Origin of the sequence: Pandoraea pulmonicola, assembly GCF_000815105.2 — a bacterium.
In the GTDB taxonomy this organism is placed as follows: domain Bacteria; phylum Pseudomonadota; class Gammaproteobacteria; order Burkholderiales; family Burkholderiaceae; genus Pandoraea; species Pandoraea pulmonicola.
The window spans coordinates 1,558,677-1,577,598 of sequence record NZ_CP010310.2 but is presented as its reverse complement, the minus strand read 5'-3'; the positions used below and the strand labels follow the sequence as shown (position 1 = coordinate 1,577,598).

Below are 18,922 nucleotides of genomic sequence, written 5' to 3'. Positions count from 1 at the left end.
CGCACGGCGTGCACGCCCGCCATCCTGCCGGACGCCCCGCCGCCCGACGGCAATCGGGCGCGGAACATTATAGCGGGTTTGCCTGATTTCCCTGTATTGCCGGCAGGCGGGCCAGTCGTTGCGGCGCGAGGTCATCCACGCGCGCGCAGCCTGCCAGTTGCATCGTCGTGCGCAACTCGGCCAGCAACAACGCGAGCACGCCGGCCGCGCCCTCGCCGCCCCGGGCCGCCACGCCGTAGAGCGGCGCGCGACCGAGCAGCACGCCCCTGGCGCCGAGCGCCACGGCCTTCGCCACGTCGGCGCCGCGCCGCACGCCGCCGTCGACGAACACGGCCATCGCCGGGCCCGCATTGACGGCGTCGATGATCGGCGGCAACGCCTCGAGCGGCGCGAGCGTGCTGCCCAGTTGCCGCCCGCCGTGATTCGAGACGACGATGCCGTCGGCGCCGTGCGCTTGCGCGAGGCGCGCATCGTCCACCGTCTGAACGCCCTTGACGAGCACCTCGCCAGGCCAATGCCGACGCACCCAGGCAAGATCGTGCCAGCCGAGCGACAGATCCATCTGGCGGCTCAACATGGCGGCATGGCGCGCCAGATCGGCCCGCTCGCCGACGCTGCGCGCGATGTTGCGCAGTTGTGGCGCACCGTGCATCAGCATCTGCAAGCTCCAGTGCGGATGACGCATGCAGTCCGCGATCAGGCACGGCGTGAACTTCAGCGGCAGCTTGAAACCGTTGCGCGTGTCGTGATCGCGCTTGCCATGCACGGGCGTGTCGACGGTGAGCAGCAGCGTGCGAAAGCCCGCCTCGCGGGCGCGTTGCATCATGCTCTCGGCAATGCGCCGGTCCTGCTGGACGTAGAGTTGAAGCCAGAGCTCGCCGTCGGGGACGGCGGCGCGCACGTCTTCGAGCAACGACGTCGACGCCGTCGACAGCACGAATGGCAGCCCCGCGTCGGCCGCGGCGCGCGCGAGCAATTCGTCGGCGCGCGGCCAGAACAGGCCATTGAGCCCGGTCGGCCCGACGGCCATGGGCGCCGCGGCGCGACGCCCCCAGAACGCCGTCTCGCTCGTCGTCCGCGACGTGTCGGTCAGCACGCGCGGAGAAAAGCCCCACTGCGCGAACGCGTCGCGGTTGCGGCGCAGCGCGTCGCCATCCTCCGCTCCGCCTTCCAGATAGTCGAACGCCAGCTTCGCCAGACGCCGCCGGGCGGCCTGGCGGTAATCCTCCACGCAGGAAAACGCGTGCATTGCTCCCCCTGTCCTCATGCCGCATCGCGGCGTTTGCCGCCCGATGCCAAAGCTTCACTCATCCCCTCATCGGGAGACAAATCGTTAGCCGCACACAAACAATTGCATTACAATCACAATCGTTACAATACGAACATACCGGTCCCTACCATGCCGCGCTCGTCTGCCCGGTCACCTCGTGCTGGTGAAAACGCTCCTGTCCCCGCTTCAGCCAAAACCACCGGCGTGACGAATGCTGCGCAATCGGCTGCGCGCTCGTCCCTGTTCGTCGGCTCGACACAGAAGACGTTTCAAGTGCTGCACGCCTTCGACGGTCCCGCGCGCTACATGACGCTCGGCGATATCGCGAAGGCCGCCGGACTCGACCGCAGCGCCACGCAGCGACTGGTGCACACGCTCGAAGCCCTCGGCTATTTGTTCCGCGTGCCGGAAACGCGCACCTACGGCCTCACCACCAAGGTGCTTCAGTTCTCGTACAACTACATTCGCGCAAACGATCTCGTCGAGAAAGCCGCACCGTACCTGCTGGACATCTTCCGGCGTGTGGGCGAGACGACCAACCTGCAGGAGCTGGACGGCCACGAGATCGTGTATATCGCGCGGTTCCCCGGCCAGCATCTGGTGAACATCGGCATCGTGGTCGGCGCCCGTCTGCCGGCCATGTTCACGGCGTCGGGCATCGCCATGCTCTCGCGCCTGTCCGAGACTCGCGTGAGGGAGATCCTCGCGAGCACGCCGCTCGAACCGATGACGCCCTACACGGTGCTCGACGAGAAAAAACTCCTCGAACGCATCCACACGGCGGCCCGGCGCGGCTACGCCATCGTCGAGAGCGAAACCGTCATGGGCGACATTTCGGTGGCGGCGCCGATCACCGATCACGACGGACAAGCCGTGGCCGCCATCAATATCTCCGTGCCAACGTCTCGCTGGACGCGCGAACGCGTCGAAGCCGAACTCGCGTCGCACGTCCAGGTGGCCGCGACCTCGATCTCGAAGTCGCGCCTGTCGACGTTCCGGCGCTAGGCGACCGAGGCGACACAGTCGGCGGAAGCGATCCGATCGAGGTCATCGATCGCCATCGGCGGCCGTCCCCCGCCCGGTCGCAAGCGGGGAACGCCTTGCCGTCCCGACCTCAACGCCCTTCGAATATCTCCAGTTGGCGGCGCAGTTCTTCGCGCAATTCGGTCGACAGCGCCGGTGCGGGCGGCACGAGCGGCGCGAGCATCGCCGGCGCATTCACACCGATCAGATCCATCACCGACTTCATCGGCCCCGGGTTCGTCTCGGCGAACGCCAGGTTCATCAGCGGAATCAGCGAGCGATGCAACGCCAACGCCTCGGCCGTCTTGCCTTCGGACGCCAGCGTGAAGATGCGTTGCCACGCGGTGGGCAGCAGCGACGCCGTCACCACGATGCCGCCGCGCGCTCCCGCCGCGACGTGCAGCGGGAACAGCGTGTCTTCGCCGCTCAACACGGCAAACGACTCGTCCACGCCGGCGACGGTGCGCAGGAAGTGCCACATATCGGTGTTGCACGCCTTCATGCCGACGATGTTCTCGTGGCGCGAGAGCTCGTGCAGCACTTCCGGCGCAATGGCGATGCGCGTGCGGTACGGAATCTCATAGATCAGGATCGGCACCGGCGACTCGTCGGCGTAGCGCAGGAAGTAGTCGCGGATGCCGGCTTGCGTCGGATTGGTGTAGTACGGCGTGAGCACGAGCAGCCCGTCGGCGCCGGCGGCGGCAAAGTCGCGCCCGGCATCGATGGCGTCGTGATAGCCCGGGTCGAGCACGCCCGCGATCACCGGCACGTCGCGGCCGTGATCGCGCACCGCCTGCGCCGTGAGTTCGGCCATGCGAATGCGTTCGGCACGCGAGAGCGCGCCGTACTCGCCGGTGCCGCCCAGCGGCACCACGCCGTCGATGCCCTGCCCCAGCAAATAGCGCAGCAGCGCGCGCGTGGCTTCGGTGTGAATCGTGTCGTCGGCGTTCACCGGCGTCGGGATCGCCGGCAGAATGCCCTTGAGTTGTGCGGAGCGAAGCATGTGTTAAACGTCCGTGTGTCTTGAGTTCGGAGGAGTCGAAAGTGCCGCCTCAGGTGGCGAGGCTGCGCCGGCGCATGCGCTCGGCCACCCAGATCAGTGCGGCGATGAAGAGGAACAGGCATGTGGAGACCGCGGCGATCACCGGCGAGATCTGCATCGTGATCTCGTCCCAGAACTGCTTGGGCAAGGTGGTCGAGAGGCCGCCCGACGTGAAGAGCGCAATCGTCAGTTCGTCGAACGACGTGGCGAACGCGAACAGGAACGACGACAGCAGGCCCGCGCCGAGGATCGGGAAGGTCACACGGCGCAGCGTGGCCCACGGCCGCGCGCCGAGGCTGTATGCCGCCAAATCGAGACGTGTGTCGTAGTTGCGCAGCACGGCCATCATCGTGATGACGACATACGGCACGGCCACCACGGTGTGCGCGATGGTCAGCCCCACGCTCGAGCCCACGAGCCCGATCCTGGCGAAGAAATAGAACACGCCGACGGCCAGGATCATGCGCGGCACCACGATCGGGGCGAGCACGAAGGCGAGCATGGCCGACTTGCCGCGCATGCCGCCGCGCACCAGCAGGAACGCCGCGGGCGTGCCGATCAGCATCGACAGCAACCCGGCGCCGATGCCCACGAGCATCGAGCGCGTGATCGCCTGCATCCATAGCGGCGAATCCCAGATCTGCTGATACCACTGCAGCGAGAAGCCCTTGGGCGGCCAGGCCAGGCCCGACGCCGAATCGAACGAGATGGGGATCATCAGCAGCGCCGGCGCCGCGAGAAACAGCACGAGCAGGAACACGAAGACGCGCAGCACCGCACCGTCGCCCTGTTCGCGCTTGCCGCGCGGCAGCGCACGCAACAGCAGGTCCGTGGCGCTGCCGAGCGCGCCCAGCACCTTCTCGCCAAGCGCCCGGGTCCAGCCGCCGCGGCGCTTGCCCGCCTTCGCGTCGCCGCCGCCGGCCATCGTCGAGAGGCCGACCATGCGGTCGTAGATGAAGAACACCACCAGCACCACGGCGAGCAGCAGCACGGAGATCGCACCGGCGAAGCCCCAGTTGAGCGCCTGCATGACCTGGTCGATGATGAGCTGCGTGATCATCGTTTCGTGGCGGCCGCCGAGCAGTGTCGGCGTGATGAAGAAGCCGATCGATGTGACGAACACCATCAGCGCGCCGGCAGCCACGCCGGGCAGCGACAACGGGAAGTAAACGCGCCAGAACACCGTGCCGGGACGCGCGCCCAGCGTCGATGCCGCGCTCGGCAGACGACGGTCGATGTTCTCCATCACGGAGAGCATGGTGAGCACGGCCAGCGGCATCAGTGCGTGCACCATGCCGAGCACCACCGCCGGGAAGCTGTAGAGCAGCGAGAGCGGCGCATCGATCAGCCCCAGATCCATCAATGTGCGGTTGACCACGCCGTTGCGCCCGAGCAGCACCACCCATGCGAACGTGCGCACGAGGAAGCTCGTCCAGAACGAGAGCAGCACCCAGAACAGAAGGCGCTGCTTGCGCGCGCCAGTGAGCGTCGAAAGCCGGTAGGCAATCGGATAGCCCGTCAGCACGGCAAAAAACGTCGTGTAGAGCGAGACCTTGAGCGTGATGAGCAACACCTCGACATACACCGACGAGGCGAACAGACGCTGATATTCGGCCAGCGTGAAGCCGCCCTCGCCGCGAATGCTCAACAACAGCAGTTGCCCGACCGGGTAGATCAGCATCACCGCCAGCAGGATGACGATGGGCGCGGCCATGAGCAACGGACGCACGCGCGCACGCCAGCGCGCGCGGCGCGGTGCGGGCTGCGCGGCATTCGAGGAAGGGGACGAGGGACGAACCACGGCGGATGCACTCATCGCTTACCCCGCGATCGCCACGGCGTCGTCGGCACGCCATGCGAGACCGAGCGTCTGCCCGATCTCGAAGCGGTTGCCCTGACGATGCGTCGGGAACGCCGCCACGAGCGACTTGCCCGCCTCGGCGCCCGTGACCTGCGATTGCAGATACAGCTTCGTCATGCCGCCCGTGACCATGATGTCGGTGAGTTTCGCCGAGATCGTCGCCACACCCTGCGCATCGGCATTGGCAGCACTTACGCCGTCGTGCACGTGCAGGTTCTGCGGACGCAGCATCAGCTTGACCGCGCGGCCGCGCTCGACCTGCGGATCGTAGACCATCGCGGCAGCGCCATCCACGCCGGGCATCGCCACGCGCACCTGATCGCCGGCACGCTCGAGCACCGTCGCATCGAGCAGGTTCGACTCGCCGAGGAAGTCCGCGACGAACACGCTCTTCGGACGGAAGTAAAGATCGTCGGGCGTGCCCAGTTGCGCGATCTCGCCGGCGTTCATCAGACAGATGCGATCGGACATGGTCATCGCCTCTTCCTGATCGTGCGTCACGTACACGATGGTGGTGCCGAGCTCGCGGTGGATGCGCTTGATCTCGAGCTGCATGTGATCGCGCAGCTTCTTGTCGAGCGCACCGAGCGGTTCGTCCATCAGAATGATCGACGGCCGGTAGACCATGCAGCGCGCGAGCGCAATGCGCTGCTGCTGGCCGCCCGAGAGCTCGCGCGGGTAGCGCTCGGCCACATGCGGCAGATGCACCATTTCCAGCGCGTTCATGACCATCTTCCGAGCGGCGGCCGCGTCGGTGCGGCGCATCTGCAACGGGAAGGCGATGTTCTCCGCCACGGTCATGTGCGGGAACAGCGCGTAGTTCTGGAACACCATGCCGATGTCGCGTTCGTACGGCGCGCCGTACGTGACATCGGTCCCGTTGATACGGATCGCGCCCGCATCGGGCTGCGACAGACCGGCGATGAGCGAGAGCAATGTGGTCTTGCCCGAGCCGCTGGGCCCGAGCAGGGTCAGGAATTCGCCCTGAGCGACATCGAGGTCGGTCGGCGCCAGCGCGACGAAATCGCCGTAGCGCTTGGACAGGCCCGAGACTTGGAGATTGGCAACGGTCATGAGATCAGCACCCCATAAAACATGAAACGAAACGGCAGGTGAGGATCAGGTCAGGATCCAGCGATTGAAACGTTCGAGCGCCACGCTCTGGTTCTGCTGCCAGAACTTCGCGTTGATCTGCACGCCGCTCTTGATGTTCTCGGGGAACGTCGGACAATTTTTCGCCACCTCGGGCTTCACGTAGTTGAACGCTTCCGGTTGCGTCATGCCGGCCGGGAAGTACTTGACCAGTTCGGCCTGGCGCTTCGGGTCGCTCGCGAATTTGATGAATTCGCGACAGGCGGCCGCGTTCGGCGTGCCCTTGAGAATCGACCAGTTGTCGCAGCCCCAGATGTTCTGGTTCCACACGATCTGCACCGGTACGCCGTTCGCCTGCGCCGACTGCGCCCGCGAGGCCCACGTGGCGACCATGTCGACTTCGCCCGAGCCGAGCATCTGCTCGACCTGCGCGCCGGTGGTCCACCACACGTCGACGTGCTTGGCGATCTTGTCCAGGCTCTTGAACGCACGGTCGAAGTCGCACGGATAGACCGAACCCGCGGCCACGCCGTCGGCGAGCAGCGCCTCTTCGATGGTGTCGAACGGATACTTGCGAATCGAACGGCGGCCCGGGAAGTCCTTCACGTTCCACAGGTCGGCCCACGACGCCGGCGCCTTGCGGCCCTTGAAGGCATCGGTGCGATAGGCGAGCACGGTCGAGTAGACGTTGGTGCCCACGCCGAACGGCGACATGTATTGCGGCGGAATCTTCGAGACGATCGGATCGGACTCGAGACCGTGGCGCTCGAGGTATTCCTTGCCGCCCGAGGTGAGCAGCAGGATCGCGGGCTGGCTGATCTTGGCCATGTCCCACGTATAGCTGCCCGCCTCGACCATGCTCTTGATCTGCGCGGTCGGCTCCGCGTTGGCCTGCACGCCCACGACCTCGATGCCGGTCGCCTTGGCGAACGGCTTGTAGTACACCGCGTCGTATGCCTTGGTGTAGATGCCACCGTCGTCGCGCACGACGATGCGCTTGCCGGCGGCGCGCGAGGGCGTCCACACGAACGGAAACGCCACGGCGGCGGCGCCGACGAGGGCCGTCTTCATGGCCGTGCGACGGCCCGGTTGTGCGAGCGACGCCGCGGTGTTGTCGGTGATGTCGAGCGGGCTTGCGGAGGTCTTGCGTTTCATCATGGTCTCCGGTCAGGGAACGAGGCGCCCCGGGTTGAACAACTGGTTGGGATCTAGCGCGGCCTTGAGCGTGCGCATGAGCGCCAGCTCGGCCGTCGATTTGTAGCGTTGCATGAGCGGCAGCCCCGTCTGCCCGACACCATGCTCCGCACTGAACGTGCCCGCCAGACGCGCGGCCACATCGTTCACACAGGCGCGCATGGCGTCGCCCATCGCCGCGCTGTCGGCCAGCGCCGCCCAGGCTGCGAACGAGAACATCGGGATGAAGTGAACGTTGCCGTCGCCCATGTGGCCGACGATGGCGATGTCGAGCCCGGGCACGACGGCGTGGACCGCGCGCGTGGCGGCATCGATGAATTCGGGCACGCTCGAGACCGGCACGGCGCAGTCCGTCGTAAGACCGACGGCCGCCTTCTTGTTCGCCTCGCTCACGCTGTGGCGAACCTCCCAGAGATCGGCGCGCTGCGTCTCGTTCGCGGCGATGACGGCATCGTCGACGAGACCTTGCTCGATGGCCTCGCCGAGCGTTTCGGTAAGCACGGCTTCCAGCGCGTCGGCGTCGCGGGTGTCGCTCAGTTCGACGAGCACGTGCCACGGATGCGCACCGGCGAGCGGGTTGCGGCGATTGGGCACGTTCTCCAGCACCAGATCGAGCTGGTGGCGATTCATGATCTCGAAGGCGGACAGGCGCGATGCGCACGCGCTCTGGAACATGCCGAGGATGCGCAACGCGGCGGCCGGATCACGCGGCGCGAACCAGGCGAGCGCATGGTGCGTGGGAAGCGGATGCAGCTTGAGCGCCGCCGCGGTGATAATGCCCAGCGTGCCTTCCGCGCCGATGAACAGATGCTTGAGATCGATGCCGGTGTTGTCCTTGCGCAGTGCGCGCAGACCATCCCAGATGGTGCCGTCGGCCAGCACGACTTCGAGGCCCAGCACGTTCTCGCGCGTGTTGCCGTAGCGCAGCACGCTCGTGCCGCCGGCGTTCGTCGAGAGCGTGCCGCCGATCTGGCACGAGCCTTCCGCCCCCAGGCTGACCGGATACAGACGGCCGGCGTCGGCCGCCGTCTCCTGCACGGTTTTCAGGATGCATCCGGCTTCGACGATCATGGAGCCGTTGGCCGCATCCACCTGACGGATGTGGCGCATGCGCGCGAGATTGAGAATGACAGGGGCCGGGCCGTCCGTGGGCGGCACGGCGCCGCCGCACAGACTCGTGTTGCCGCCTTGCGGCAGGATCGGCACGCCGGCGGCGGCGCACAGCTTCACCACCGCGCTGACCTGCTCGGTGGACGACGGCAGCACGACGCACAGCGCATCGCCGCGATAGCGGCCGCGCCAGTCTTCCGTGTACCCGGCGGTGTCGGTCTCGCCGCTCAGCACTGCCGTCGCGCCAAGTGCGTCCTGCAAGCGCCCTACCAGCGTCTCGCGCGTCACTGCATCGTTCATTGCCTGCCTGCTCCTGAATAGCGTAGGCCTGGACGGCCTGAATGCTCGTTCGGACGCCATGCCGCACGACTTCGCTGGCGATGTGTGCAGGCTGCGGTGCCCGGCCAGACGTCCGTCTGACGATTCGATGTGATCAAGGATAGGCTAGAAAAAATTGCAATAAAATATCTTTAATTGCTATGCAATCGTTTTAGGTGTTTATGCGGATGTGACCTGTATGACGGTCAACGCGCTTCCCAGTTAAGTGATAATGGTCGGCGACGCCGCGGTGACAACACCTGCGGCGCTCCTCATCGTCCAACCCGAGTCCAATCCGACACGAGGTGCAGTCGACATGCCCGAAGCAACACACTTCATCGGCAATCAATGGGTCGCGCCCGCGAAAAGCCCAGCCATCCCCGTTCTCGATCCCTCCGACGGTCAACCGTTCACTCACATTGCCCGCGGCGACGCCGAAGACATCGACCGTGCCGTGAAAGCTGCGCGTGCGGCCTTCGACGGCGATTGGGGACGCCTTGCCGCTGCCGAGCGCGGCCGCATTCTCCATGCGCTGTCCAACTCGCTGGCGAAACATCACGAGGAACTGGCGCAACTCGAAGCGCGCGACACCGGCAAACCGCTCAAGCAGGCGCGCGCCGACGCGGCCGCGATCGTGCGCTACTTCGAGTTCTACGCCGGCGCGGCGGACAAGCTGCACGGCGAAACGATTCCTTATCAGCAGGGCTTTACGGTCTTCACGGTGCGCGAGCCGCACGGTGTGACGGGTCACATCATTCCGTGGAACTACCCGCTGCAGATCTTCGGACGCAGCGTGGCCGCGGCGCTCGCCACCGGCAACGCCTGTGTGGTCAAACCGGCGGAGGACGCCTGCCTGTCGCTGCTGCGGGTGGCCGAGCTGTCGCTCGAAGCCGGCCTGCCGCCGGGGGCGCTCAATATCGTGACGGGCTACGGCGCGGAGGCCGGTGCGGCGCTCGCGCGGCACCCGGGCATCGATCACATCTCGTTTACCGGCTCGCCCGCGACCGGCACGCTCATCTCGCAGATGGCCGCGGAAAACCACACGCCGGTCACGCTGGAACTCGGCGGCAAGTCGCCCCAGATCGTGTTCGCCGATGCGGATATGGACGCCGTGCTGCCCGCGGTCGTGAACGCCATCGTGCAGAACGCCGGGCAGACGTGCTCCGCCGGCAGCCGCCTGCTCGTGCAGCACGACGCCTACGAATCCATGCTAGCGCATCTGGCCGAGGCGTTCGCCGCGCTGCGCGTGGGGCCGTCGCAGGACGATCTCGATCTTGGCCCGCTCATCAATGCGCGTCAGCAACAACGCGTGTGGGACTTCCTTTCGGAAGCCCAGCATGACGGCATCGCCGTGATGTCGCAAGGCGAAGTCGTCAGCAGCGCCCCGCAGGCGGGGTTCTATCAGGCGCCCACGCTGCTGCGCGACGTGCCCGACACGCACCGCCTTGCACGCGAAGAAGTGTTCGGGCCGGTGCTCGCCGCCATGCCGTTCACCGACGAAGCCGACGCGGTGCGCCTGGCAAACAGCACCCTCTACGGACTGGCGGCGGGCGTCTGGACGCGCGACGGCGCCCGCCAGATGCGTCTGGCCCGCTCGATTCGCGCCGGCCAGGTCTTCATCAACAACTACGGCGCCGGCGGCGGCGTGGAACTTCCCTTCGGTGGCATGAAGCACTCGGGCCACGGGCGCGAGAAAGGCTTCGAAGCGCTTTACGGATTCACCACGCTCAAGACGGTCGCCATCCGGCACGGCTGAGCCCACGATGGCGAAGCCCCTGCTTTGCCACGACATAACGACTCGGGAGACAACGCATGCGTTTGCAAGAGAAGGTCGCCATCGTCACGGGCGCCGGTTCGGGCTTCGGGGAAGGCATCGCCAGAACGTTCGCGCGCGAAGGCGCGGCCGTCATCGTGAACGATCTGAACCGTTCGGCGGGCGAGCGCGTGGCCGCGGAAATCGCCGACGCGGGCGGACGCGCCTCGTTCGTCCACGGCGACGTCTCGCGCGAAGAAGACCACGTCACCCTGCTCGACGAAGCCGTCACGCGTTTCGGCCATCTCGACATCGTGGTCAACAACGCGGGCACCACACACCGCAACAAGCCTCTGCTCGAGGTGACCGAAGCCGAGTTCGACCGTGTCTATGCGGTCAACGTCAAAGGCATCTTCTGGAGCGCGCGCGCCGTCATGCCGTACTTCCTGCAACGCGGCGGCGGCGTGATGATCAACATCGCCTCGACGGCCGGCGTGCGTCCGCGCCCGGGCCTCGTCTGGTACAACGGCAGCAAGGGCGCCGTGATCACGGCCAGCAAGGCCATGGCCGCCGAGTTCGGCCCGCACAACATTCGCGTGAACTGCGTGAATCCGGTCATCGGCGACACGGGCCTCACGGCCGAGTTCATGGGGGTGCCCAACACGCCGGAGAACCGCGCCAAGTTCCTCGCCGGGATTCCGCTCGGGCGCTTCTCCACGCCGCAGGACATCGCCAACGCGTGCCTCTATCTCGCAAGCGACGAGGCCGCCTTCATCACCGGCGTCTGTCTGGAAGTCGATGGCGGACGTTGCATATAGAAGCATCTGAAACGCGACGCCCTGCCCCCTCGTTTTTGCAATCGATAGCAGTCGATAGCCGTTGGTAACAACCGTAGCGCAGTTGTGGCACGAACACGATAACGAAAGACAACACAACAACGTCAATCCGGAGGAGATCCGTATGAACAGCGTTCCGACGCCCCCCTCGTCCATGCCCGGCGCGGCCCCGGCCGACTTCGAGGCGGCCACTTACCGCAAGGTCGGCTGGCGACTGATTCCGTTTCTGCTGCTGTGCTATGTGGTCGCGTATCTCGACCGCGTCAACGTCGGCTTCGCCAAATTGCAGATGGTCGGCGACCTGAAGTTCTCCGAGACGGTGTTCGGCCTCGGCGCCGGGATCTTCTTCATCGGCTACTTCCTCTTCGAAGTGCCCAGCAACGTGATCCTTCACCGCGTGGGCGCGCGCGTATGGATCGCACGCATAATGATTTCGTGGGGCATCATCTCCGGCGCGACGATGTTCGTCACCACGCCGTCGATGTTCTACGTGATGCGCTTCCTGCTCGGGGTGGCCGAAGCGGGCTTCTTCCCCGGCATCATCCTGTACATCACCTACTGGTATCCGGCTTCGCGGCGCGGGCGCATGACCGCATGGTTCATGACGGCCGTGGCCTTGTCCGGGCTCATCGGCGGTCCGATCTCGGGCTGGATTCTCAAGGACATGAGCGGCGTGAACGGCCTCGCCGGCTGGCAGTGGATGTTCCTGCTCGAAGCGGTCCCGTCGGTGCTCATCGGGCTGGCCGTGCTGTTCGTGCTCGACGACCGCATTCGCGACGCGAAGTGGCTCGACGACGACGAAAAGGCGCTGCTCGAGCGCAACATCGCGAGCGACGTGCTCACCAAGGAAGACCTGCCGCTGGCCAAGGTCTTCTCCAGCCCTCGCGTGTGGATGATGAGCCTGATCTACTTCTCGTTCGTGATCGGGCTGTACGGCGTGGGCTTCTGGCTGCCGACGATCATCAAGGCCACGGGCGTGACGGATCCGCTGCAGATCGGCCTGCTCACCGCGATTCCGTACTTCTTCGCCGTGATCGCGATGGTCGTCGTCGGACGCCGCTCGGACCTGCGCGGCGAGCGCCGCTGGCACATTGCGATTCCCGCCTTCATCGGCGCCGCCGGCCTGTTCCTGTCCACGACGTGGAGCCACAACACGCAGCTCGCCATGTTCGCGCTCACGCTCGCGACGATGGGCATCATGATCGTGCTGCCGCTGTTCTGGAGCCTGCCGACGGCGTTTCTCGGCGGCACCGCCGCGGCGGCCGGCATTGCGATGATCAACTCGCTGGGCAACCTGGCGGGCTTCGTCGGGCCGTACCTGATCGGTTTTCTCAAGGACGCCACGCAGAGTACGAACAGCGGCATGTTCCTGCTCACCGTCTTCATGATCCTCGGGGGATTGCTCACGCTGGCCGTGCCGGCACGGCTCGTCAACAAGTGAGCGCGCGGCAGATCGCCTGACGAAACCGCGTCTCGGCGGCCAAGACCGAGACGCCACGGGGCCGCTGGCCTCTACCGCCGCGTGGGAGTAACATCCCTCAGGCCGTCCCTGTCGGGGCGGCCTGTTTTTTTGCCCCCCATTTGCTTCCGATCGTCGGTTCGGCAACGAATCGATGACGCTTCCGACTCGCATGCCTGCCACCGACTCACGGAAGACGCCTGCAGGCGTCTCGCTCACGCCCGCCGAGATCAAGTCGATCCTCACCGGTCTGCTGCTGATCATGTTTCTCGGCTCGCTCGACCAGACCATCGTCGCTCCCGCCTTGCCGACCATCGCCCGCGATCTGGGCAGCTTCGACGCCGTGTCGTGGGTGGTCACCGCCTACCTGCTCTCGTCGACGGCCATCACGCCGATCGTCGGCAAGCTGTCCGATCTGTTCGGACGCCGAGGCGTCATCGCCGTGAGCGTGGCCGTGTTTCTCGTGGGCTCGGTGCTGTGCGCGCTCGCACCGACCATGCTCGCGCTGATCCTCGCGCGCGGTGTGCAGGGGCTGGGCGGCGGCGGTCTCATCGCGCTGTCGAACACCGTGATCGCCGACATCGTCTCGCCGCGCGAACGCGGGCGCTACCAGGGCTACATCTCCGGCATGTTCGCGGTCTCGGGCGTAGCCGGGCCGGTGACCGGCGGCGTGTTCGCGCAGTACCTGAACTGGACGCTCATCTTCTGGATCAACCTGCCGCTCGGTCTGCTCGCGATCTACCTGAGCGACCGCGCGCTGCGCCGCCTGCCGCGCCGCACGGGCAGGCCGAGCATCGACTACGTCGGCTCGCTGCTGCTGATCGTGGCCACCGTCTGCCTGTTGCTCGCGCTCACCTGGGGCGGACACCGCTACCCGTGGCTGTCGCTGGAAATCCTCGGCCTGATCGCCGCGACGGCGATCGTCGGCGTCGTGTTCCTACGACATCAGCGCGTTGCGCGCGAGCCGTTGCTGCCGCTCACGCTGCTCGGCAATCCCGTGTTTCGCATGACCTCGACGATGGCCGTGCTCGTGATGATGGTCAACATCAGCATCGGCATCTACGTGCCGTTGTATCTGCAACTGCAGCGCGGCCAGTCCGCGAGCAGTTCGGGTTTGATGCTCATCCTGCCGCTGCTGGGCATCGTCGTGGGAGCGCTCAGCTCCGGGCACTACATGCGCAAGACGGGCCACTACAAGCGTCCGCCGCAGATCGGTCTGCCTGTGGCGTTCGTGGGGCTGGCGGCCATCGCCTTAGGCGTGCAGTCGCTGCCGCTCGTGGTGATCGGCGCCTTTCTCGGCCTCATTGGCGTGGGGTTCGGCTCGGCGATGCCGGTCATGACCGTGGCCACGCAGAATGCCGTCGCGCCGCGCGACATCGGCATCGCCACGGCAGCGCACGCGTTCTTCCGCGCGCTCGGCGGCATGATCGGCGTGGCCGTGTTCGGCGCGCTCATCGTGGGGCTGCTGGTCGGGGGCGAAGACGGCGGCGCAACGCGCGAGCTGACCGACTTCCTGCGCCCGGACGGTGCGCCGGCCGGCATGGCGTCGCATCTGCGCCTGGCGTTCGGCGCGTTCTTCGGCGGCAGCGCTCTCATCGCGGCGCTCGCCATGCTCGCGCTCAGCCGCTTGCAGGAAATTCCGCTGCGTCAGAGTTCGGGCAACGAAGCGACGGCCATCGAATAAGTCTCAGCGCGCGGCAGGCCGGGCCGGTTCGGCAAAGACCGCGCGAGCATCCCCAAAGTGCCGCTGCGCACGCTGTGAAACAGTGCGGGCTCCTTTCCGACGTCCAGGAGTCTCGCCTTGTTTCCCCATCCCCGTGCATCGCTGTCTTACCCTTCCTCGTGCGGTGGCACGTCCGGCTCGCCGATTTCCCCCGCGCCGACGGACGATCGCCGCGAGGCCTTCCGGGCTCACTTCGACGGCGCCCTGCCACAGACCGCCGCGGGCGCCCGGCATCCGACGACGGCGAGCACCGATGCCACGGCGCCGGGACATGCGCCGCGGCATCCGCTGGACTACCTCTTCTCCGATGGCGTGCGCGAAGCCTACTTCGAAATCCTCGGCACGGCGTTGACGGCGTGCGACACCTCGCTTGCGCCGCCCACGACGCCCCCACCCGCCGATGGCGGCACGCTGGATCGCCTGATGAGCAAGACCGTGCGGCTGCTGCCCGCCGCACACACGCTGCAGCCGAGCGACGTTCATCAGTTGGAGTGGCTGGCGCTGAAAGCGGCGCTCGACGCCGCGCCCTATCACGAAGCAAAACCGCTGCTCGGCGGCCTCCTTCGCAACCTCGTGGCGCGATCGGCATGGGAAAACTGGGACGCCGCGTTCGAGGAACTCTTCGCGCTGTGCAAACGCTTCGAGCGCCGCACGATGCTCGCGGCCAACCAACTCGTGCTCGCGAACAGTGCCGACGCCGCGGAACAGTCGGAGTATCTGGCGCTGGTTTCGACGCGCAGCGGCTTCGACCGGCTGGTGGCAAGCCGGCTGCACGCGATCGCGTCGATGCCGCGGCAGCGCGGCGCGCGGGTATGGTTCGACCTGCTCACCAGCCTGCAGCACTGCGACGATCTTCTCGACGTAACGCAACTCACGCGGCTCGCCGACGCCATCCCGCTGCTGCCCCCCGACATGCGCAACACCGCCGCCCTTACCCTCGTGGGCGCACTGGAAGACGTGCCCGACCTATGGGGCTGGAACACCCTGTTCGAGCGGCTATGCCTGCTGGCGAGCCCCGATCGTCTCGCGCCGATCCTCGACGCCATCCTCGACGTCGCAGGTGAGGCCGTACCGACGGCGCTCAAGGATATCGTCGAATCGATGTCGGCGCAGATCCATCGCCTGCCCCCGGGAAACGCCAGCGAATTGCTCATGCGGCTCGCCCGCATCAGCGTGCGCGACGACGAGTTCATCGACGCTGCGTTCACCACGCTGGAATCCACGGCGATGCTCGCGTGCCTGCTCAATGCCAGTGAACGCGACCCGCGGACATATGCGCGTCCCGATCTGCGGGCCATGCTCCTTTGCCAGCAAAGACGGTTCGGGTATGGTCGGGACTCATAGATGCTGGTCGCTGTCTGCCTGCCGCACGTGCGGCAGGAAAGAAAAGCAACATAAGGCCCGCTCCCTTCGGAGTGGGCCTTATGTCGATCCCGCATCGCCGAGACTGTGCCGCGATTCCCATCAGTCACGATTCCAGCGTTTTCAGAACCGGTTACGGGACTGATAGAGATCCGCTCATATTTTCATCACAAGCCTTGTGGATGGGAGTCCCGCTTGTTCCATTCCAGTCAGGCATAAAACAGGTCGTGGCATCGACGCCCACTGCAAAGACCGTTGTGTGCCAACACGCAGAGGGCTATCTCCGCAGCCTGTTTCTGATCATGTGGCAATTTTCAGAGCATTCTCATTTACCGGAGATGATCCTCATGACTAGAATCGCACCAGCTGTCGGCGTGTCACCCATCAGAACGATTTGGAGTTCGACATGTTGTGCACATACGAAGGTGCCTTCTCGTCCAATCGCACGAGAATCTCGTGCGGCGTAGTGCCTATAGGGTGCAGCGCCTCCATGGAGGCCTGCCAAGCGGAGTTTGCACGGGGCGATTTCGATTCCACAGGCGTTTAACTGATGCTCTTGTCGCCTTCCAATCGTGAGCAAGCGCAGCGCAGCAACATTCTTCCCCTCTACCGAGTCGCCGACGGGGCGAGTCACTCCGGCATCTCGGCAGAAGGCCGAGCACACCGGTTAGATTCCAATGTTTAAGCAAAGGAATTTCGATGAAGAAATACCGCCAAAGAATGGCATGGTACCTGGCAGTTTTGATGATAAATCTTGGGATTCTATTAACTACCAGTGAACTGCTGACTTCGGCGTCGTTCCCGGCCCTTTTGTACTACCTACCATCGTCTATATTTTGGCTTTTCGCCGGTCCGTGGTTATTTGGGAGTCGACTCCGATCGAATTCGGTATTTGGCATTAAAGCGGAGCGATTCGGTTTTTTGATTATCGGCATCGGCGCTTTCGGCACTGTATTCTTGCTGCTTCAGGGTAACGCCAAGCTTGCATCCATTGCAATCTGCGCTGCCATGTGCGGTGTCGAGTTTGTAATTTCGTCCAGGGAGGATCGGTATTCCGCCGATCAACCGGAATCCAGTCTCAATTAGTGGAACGCATGGAGCGGCTTTCTCTTTGAGCTACGCAGTCATGCGTGTGATGACTAAACGGGACGGCGAACTGGCCACCTATAACGAATGGGCGTGAATGGCGATGGGCATCGTCGAGTCCCGTTGAGCGCTGGCAGTACGACGGTGCAATCTGCGAAGTCCAGGCACGCAATACGAAAGACGCCGGACCGCGCCGTGCCAGAGTGCGGGCTCCCTTCACTGTCTCGAGGTGCTCGCATTGTTTCCGTCCCTGCCTCCACCCGTCACGACGGACAGCACGTCCGTCACCCCGCCCACACCGCCGTCTCCCGCCCCTCGACCGCCGTTCGCTGGCGGCCCGTTCGCAACGGATTTCGGGAGTCTGACGCAACGAGCGGGCCCTTCGCGCATTACGCCGCGCCCGGACTCGGTGATAACTCCTCTGCCGTCGACACTCTCGTACACATTGCACGCGCCGGTCGTCAGCGCACGCGAGACGCCTACAGTCATATCGATGGCCGGCCCTGCCAGCGCCACGATCGATTTTGCCAGTGAAGGGATTTCGTCCCGGCTGCTCGGCGGCATGGACATGGCGACGGGCTTGATAGCGTGTGCGAATCCACCTGTGCGTAGCGCCGTCATGGCGTTCGGCGCCGAAGCCGAAATCATGGCGGCCGAATGGAAGCGCCGTCGAACGATGGCCGAAATCGGGCCGCAACCGCGCGCATCGCGCTTCGGCCCAGCGGCCGACAGTCCGCACCCAAGTCCACCCTACGCCGTTCTCCATAAGGTGCTGCTGATGCTCTCCGGCGGACCGGAAGCCATCCTCGCCGGCGGCAACACGTTGGAATGGGAAGCGTTCGACACCACCCTCACCGAGGGCGACTTCGCCGAAGCCAAATCGCTGCTCGAAGCGTTGACGCAGCGGCTGGAGAGTGACCACACGCTGGAACACTGGGGCATGGCGTTCGAACAATTGCTGTCGTTGAGCCATCGCTTCGAAGCGCGCGCCGCGCGGGCGATCGGGCAGACCTTGATGCTGCCGGACTGCACCTGCGACGAAGACGTGAGCGCGCTTGCCGCCACGGTGACTCGCGCCCGGTTCGATCGTGTCTTGGCGCATCGGCTCAATGCCGCCGCCGGGTTCCCCGACGAAGAACGGAGCCGCGCGTGGCACGATCTGCTTGACACATTGCCGCGTTGCTCAACGCTGCTCAATGCCGCGCGCCTCACGAAACTCGCGAAGTTCATCCCGCTGCTGCCGGAAGCACAACGCCTACAAGCCGCGCTCGACGTCGCCGATGCGACCGCTCAACTGCGGGAACCGGACGGGCGCGCGGCGCTCATCGGCCAGCTTTGCGGCACAGTCGACGCCGAGATGCGCTTGAACGTCATCCAGCGGCTTATTCGGGCTGCCGTCCCTGCCCCGGTCGGCGATCTGCGCGAGACGATCGAGACCGTCGCGCTGGAACTGCACCGGTTGCCCGAGCGCGACGCCAGCGAATTGCTCGATCACCTGACGCGTCTGGCGAGCATGGAAGGCGAATATCAAGAGCTGCTGTTCGACGACGCACAGTCCATCGAACTGCTTGCCACGCTGCGCCACATCAGCGACTGCGACGAACGCGGCTACGCGCGGCCGGAATTGAGAACGCTCGTGCGGCACCGAGCGTTCGCTTACGCCGACGTCATCTCCGATTGACGACACCCGTCTCTCCTGTGCGGGCGCCGAAATCGGGAAATCGGGATAAGGGGATGCCCAAAGCCCAGCCGATCCCCTCGCACACCACTCGGCATACAGGTCCGCACCGGGT

At 65.5% G+C, this 18,922-nt stretch carries 14 protein-coding genes; 8 read left to right on the top strand and 6 right to left on the bottom strand.

Translation table 11 applies throughout. The features are described 5' to 3' along the window. Positions 1-67: 67 nt before the first annotated feature. Positions 68-1,249: an alpha-hydroxy acid oxidase gene (locus RO07_RS07055; RefSeq protein ID WP_039409286.1), complete on the bottom strand. Its 1,182-nt coding sequence runs from the start codon at positions 1,247-1,249 to the stop codon at positions 68-70. A gap of 150 nt (positions 1,250-1,399) precedes the next feature. Here RO07_RS07055 and RO07_RS07050 point away from each other — a divergent pair, with 150 nt between their 5' ends. Further along, positions 1,400-2,275, top strand: coding sequence for an IclR family transcriptional regulator (locus RO07_RS07050; protein WP_084072488.1), 876 nt, complete (start codon positions 1,400-1,402; stop codon positions 2,273-2,275). A 109-nt stretch (positions 2,276-2,384) separates the two neighbouring features. Here the strand turns inward: RO07_RS07050 and RO07_RS07045 are convergent, their stop codons facing one another. The 5 genes from RO07_RS07045 to RO07_RS07025 all read right to left on the bottom strand — a co-directional run bounded on the left by RO07_RS07045 (position 2,385) and on the right by RO07_RS07025 (position 8,892). Then, positions 2,385-3,296: a dihydrodipicolinate synthase family protein gene (locus RO07_RS07045; protein ID WP_039409282.1), complete on the bottom strand. Its 912-nt coding sequence runs from the start codon at positions 3,294-3,296 to the stop codon at positions 2,385-2,387. Positions 3,297-3,345: 49 nt separating this feature from the next. Further along, positions 3,346-5,049, bottom strand: a complete 1,704-nt coding sequence (locus RO07_RS07040; RefSeq protein WP_115089169.1) for an ABC transporter permease subunit — start codon at positions 5,047-5,049, stop codon at positions 3,346-3,348. 105 nt (positions 5,050-5,154) lie between these two features. Next, positions 5,155-6,270, bottom strand: a complete 1,116-nt coding sequence (locus RO07_RS07035; RefSeq protein WP_039409278.1) for an ABC transporter ATP-binding protein — start codon at positions 6,268-6,270, stop codon at positions 5,155-5,157. 45 nt (positions 6,271-6,315) lie between these two features. Continuing rightward, complete coding sequence (locus RO07_RS07030; RefSeq protein ID WP_052267541.1) at positions 6,316-7,359, bottom strand: ABC transporter substrate-binding protein; 1,044 nt, start codon at positions 7,357-7,359, stop codon at positions 6,316-6,318. Between the two features lie 96 nt (positions 7,360-7,455). Next, positions 7,456-8,892, bottom strand: a complete 1,437-nt coding sequence (locus RO07_RS07025; RefSeq protein WP_039409274.1) for an FAD-binding oxidoreductase — start codon at positions 8,890-8,892, stop codon at positions 7,456-7,458. Between the two features lie 334 nt (positions 8,893-9,226). Here RO07_RS07025 and RO07_RS07020 point away from each other — a divergent pair, with 334 nt between their 5' ends. From RO07_RS07020 to RO07_RS06990, 7 genes are all read left to right on the top strand, one after another. Then, on the top strand, positions 9,227-10,666 hold the full coding sequence (locus RO07_RS07020; protein ID WP_039414569.1) for an aldehyde dehydrogenase family protein: 1,440 nt from the start codon (positions 9,227-9,229) through the stop codon (positions 10,664-10,666). A 56-nt stretch (positions 10,667-10,722) separates the two neighbouring features. Further along, positions 10,723-11,481, top strand: a complete 759-nt coding sequence (locus tag RO07_RS07015) for an SDR family oxidoreductase (protein ID WP_039409272.1) — start codon at positions 10,723-10,725, stop codon at positions 11,479-11,481. 142 nt (positions 11,482-11,623) lie between these two features. Beyond that, positions 11,624-12,940: an MFS transporter gene (locus RO07_RS07010; protein ID WP_039409270.1), complete on the top strand. Its 1,317-nt coding sequence runs from the start codon at positions 11,624-11,626 to the stop codon at positions 12,938-12,940. Between the two features lie 172 nt (positions 12,941-13,112). Next, positions 13,113-14,642 (top strand): MDR family MFS transporter, encoded by a 1,530-nt coding sequence (locus RO07_RS07005; protein ID WP_052267086.1) that lies wholly within the window; start codon positions 13,113-13,115, stop codon positions 14,640-14,642. Positions 14,643-14,759: 117 nt separating this feature from the next. Beyond that, positions 14,760-16,025, top strand: coding sequence for a hypothetical protein (locus RO07_RS07000; RefSeq protein WP_039409268.1), 1,266 nt, complete (start codon positions 14,760-14,762; stop codon positions 16,023-16,025). A gap of 717 nt (positions 16,026-16,742) precedes the next feature. Continuing rightward, the gene (locus tag RO07_RS06995; protein WP_039409267.1) at positions 16,743-17,129 is read left to right on the top strand and encodes a hypothetical protein; all 387 of its coding nucleotides are present in this window, start codon (positions 16,743-16,745) and stop codon (positions 17,127-17,129) included. A gap of 493 nt (positions 17,130-17,622) precedes the next feature. Further along, a complete protein-coding gene (locus RO07_RS06990) occupies positions 17,623-18,810 on the top strand; it encodes a hypothetical protein (RefSeq protein ID WP_039409265.1) in 1,188 nt (395 codons plus the stop codon). Positions 18,811-18,922 lie beyond the last annotated feature (112 nt).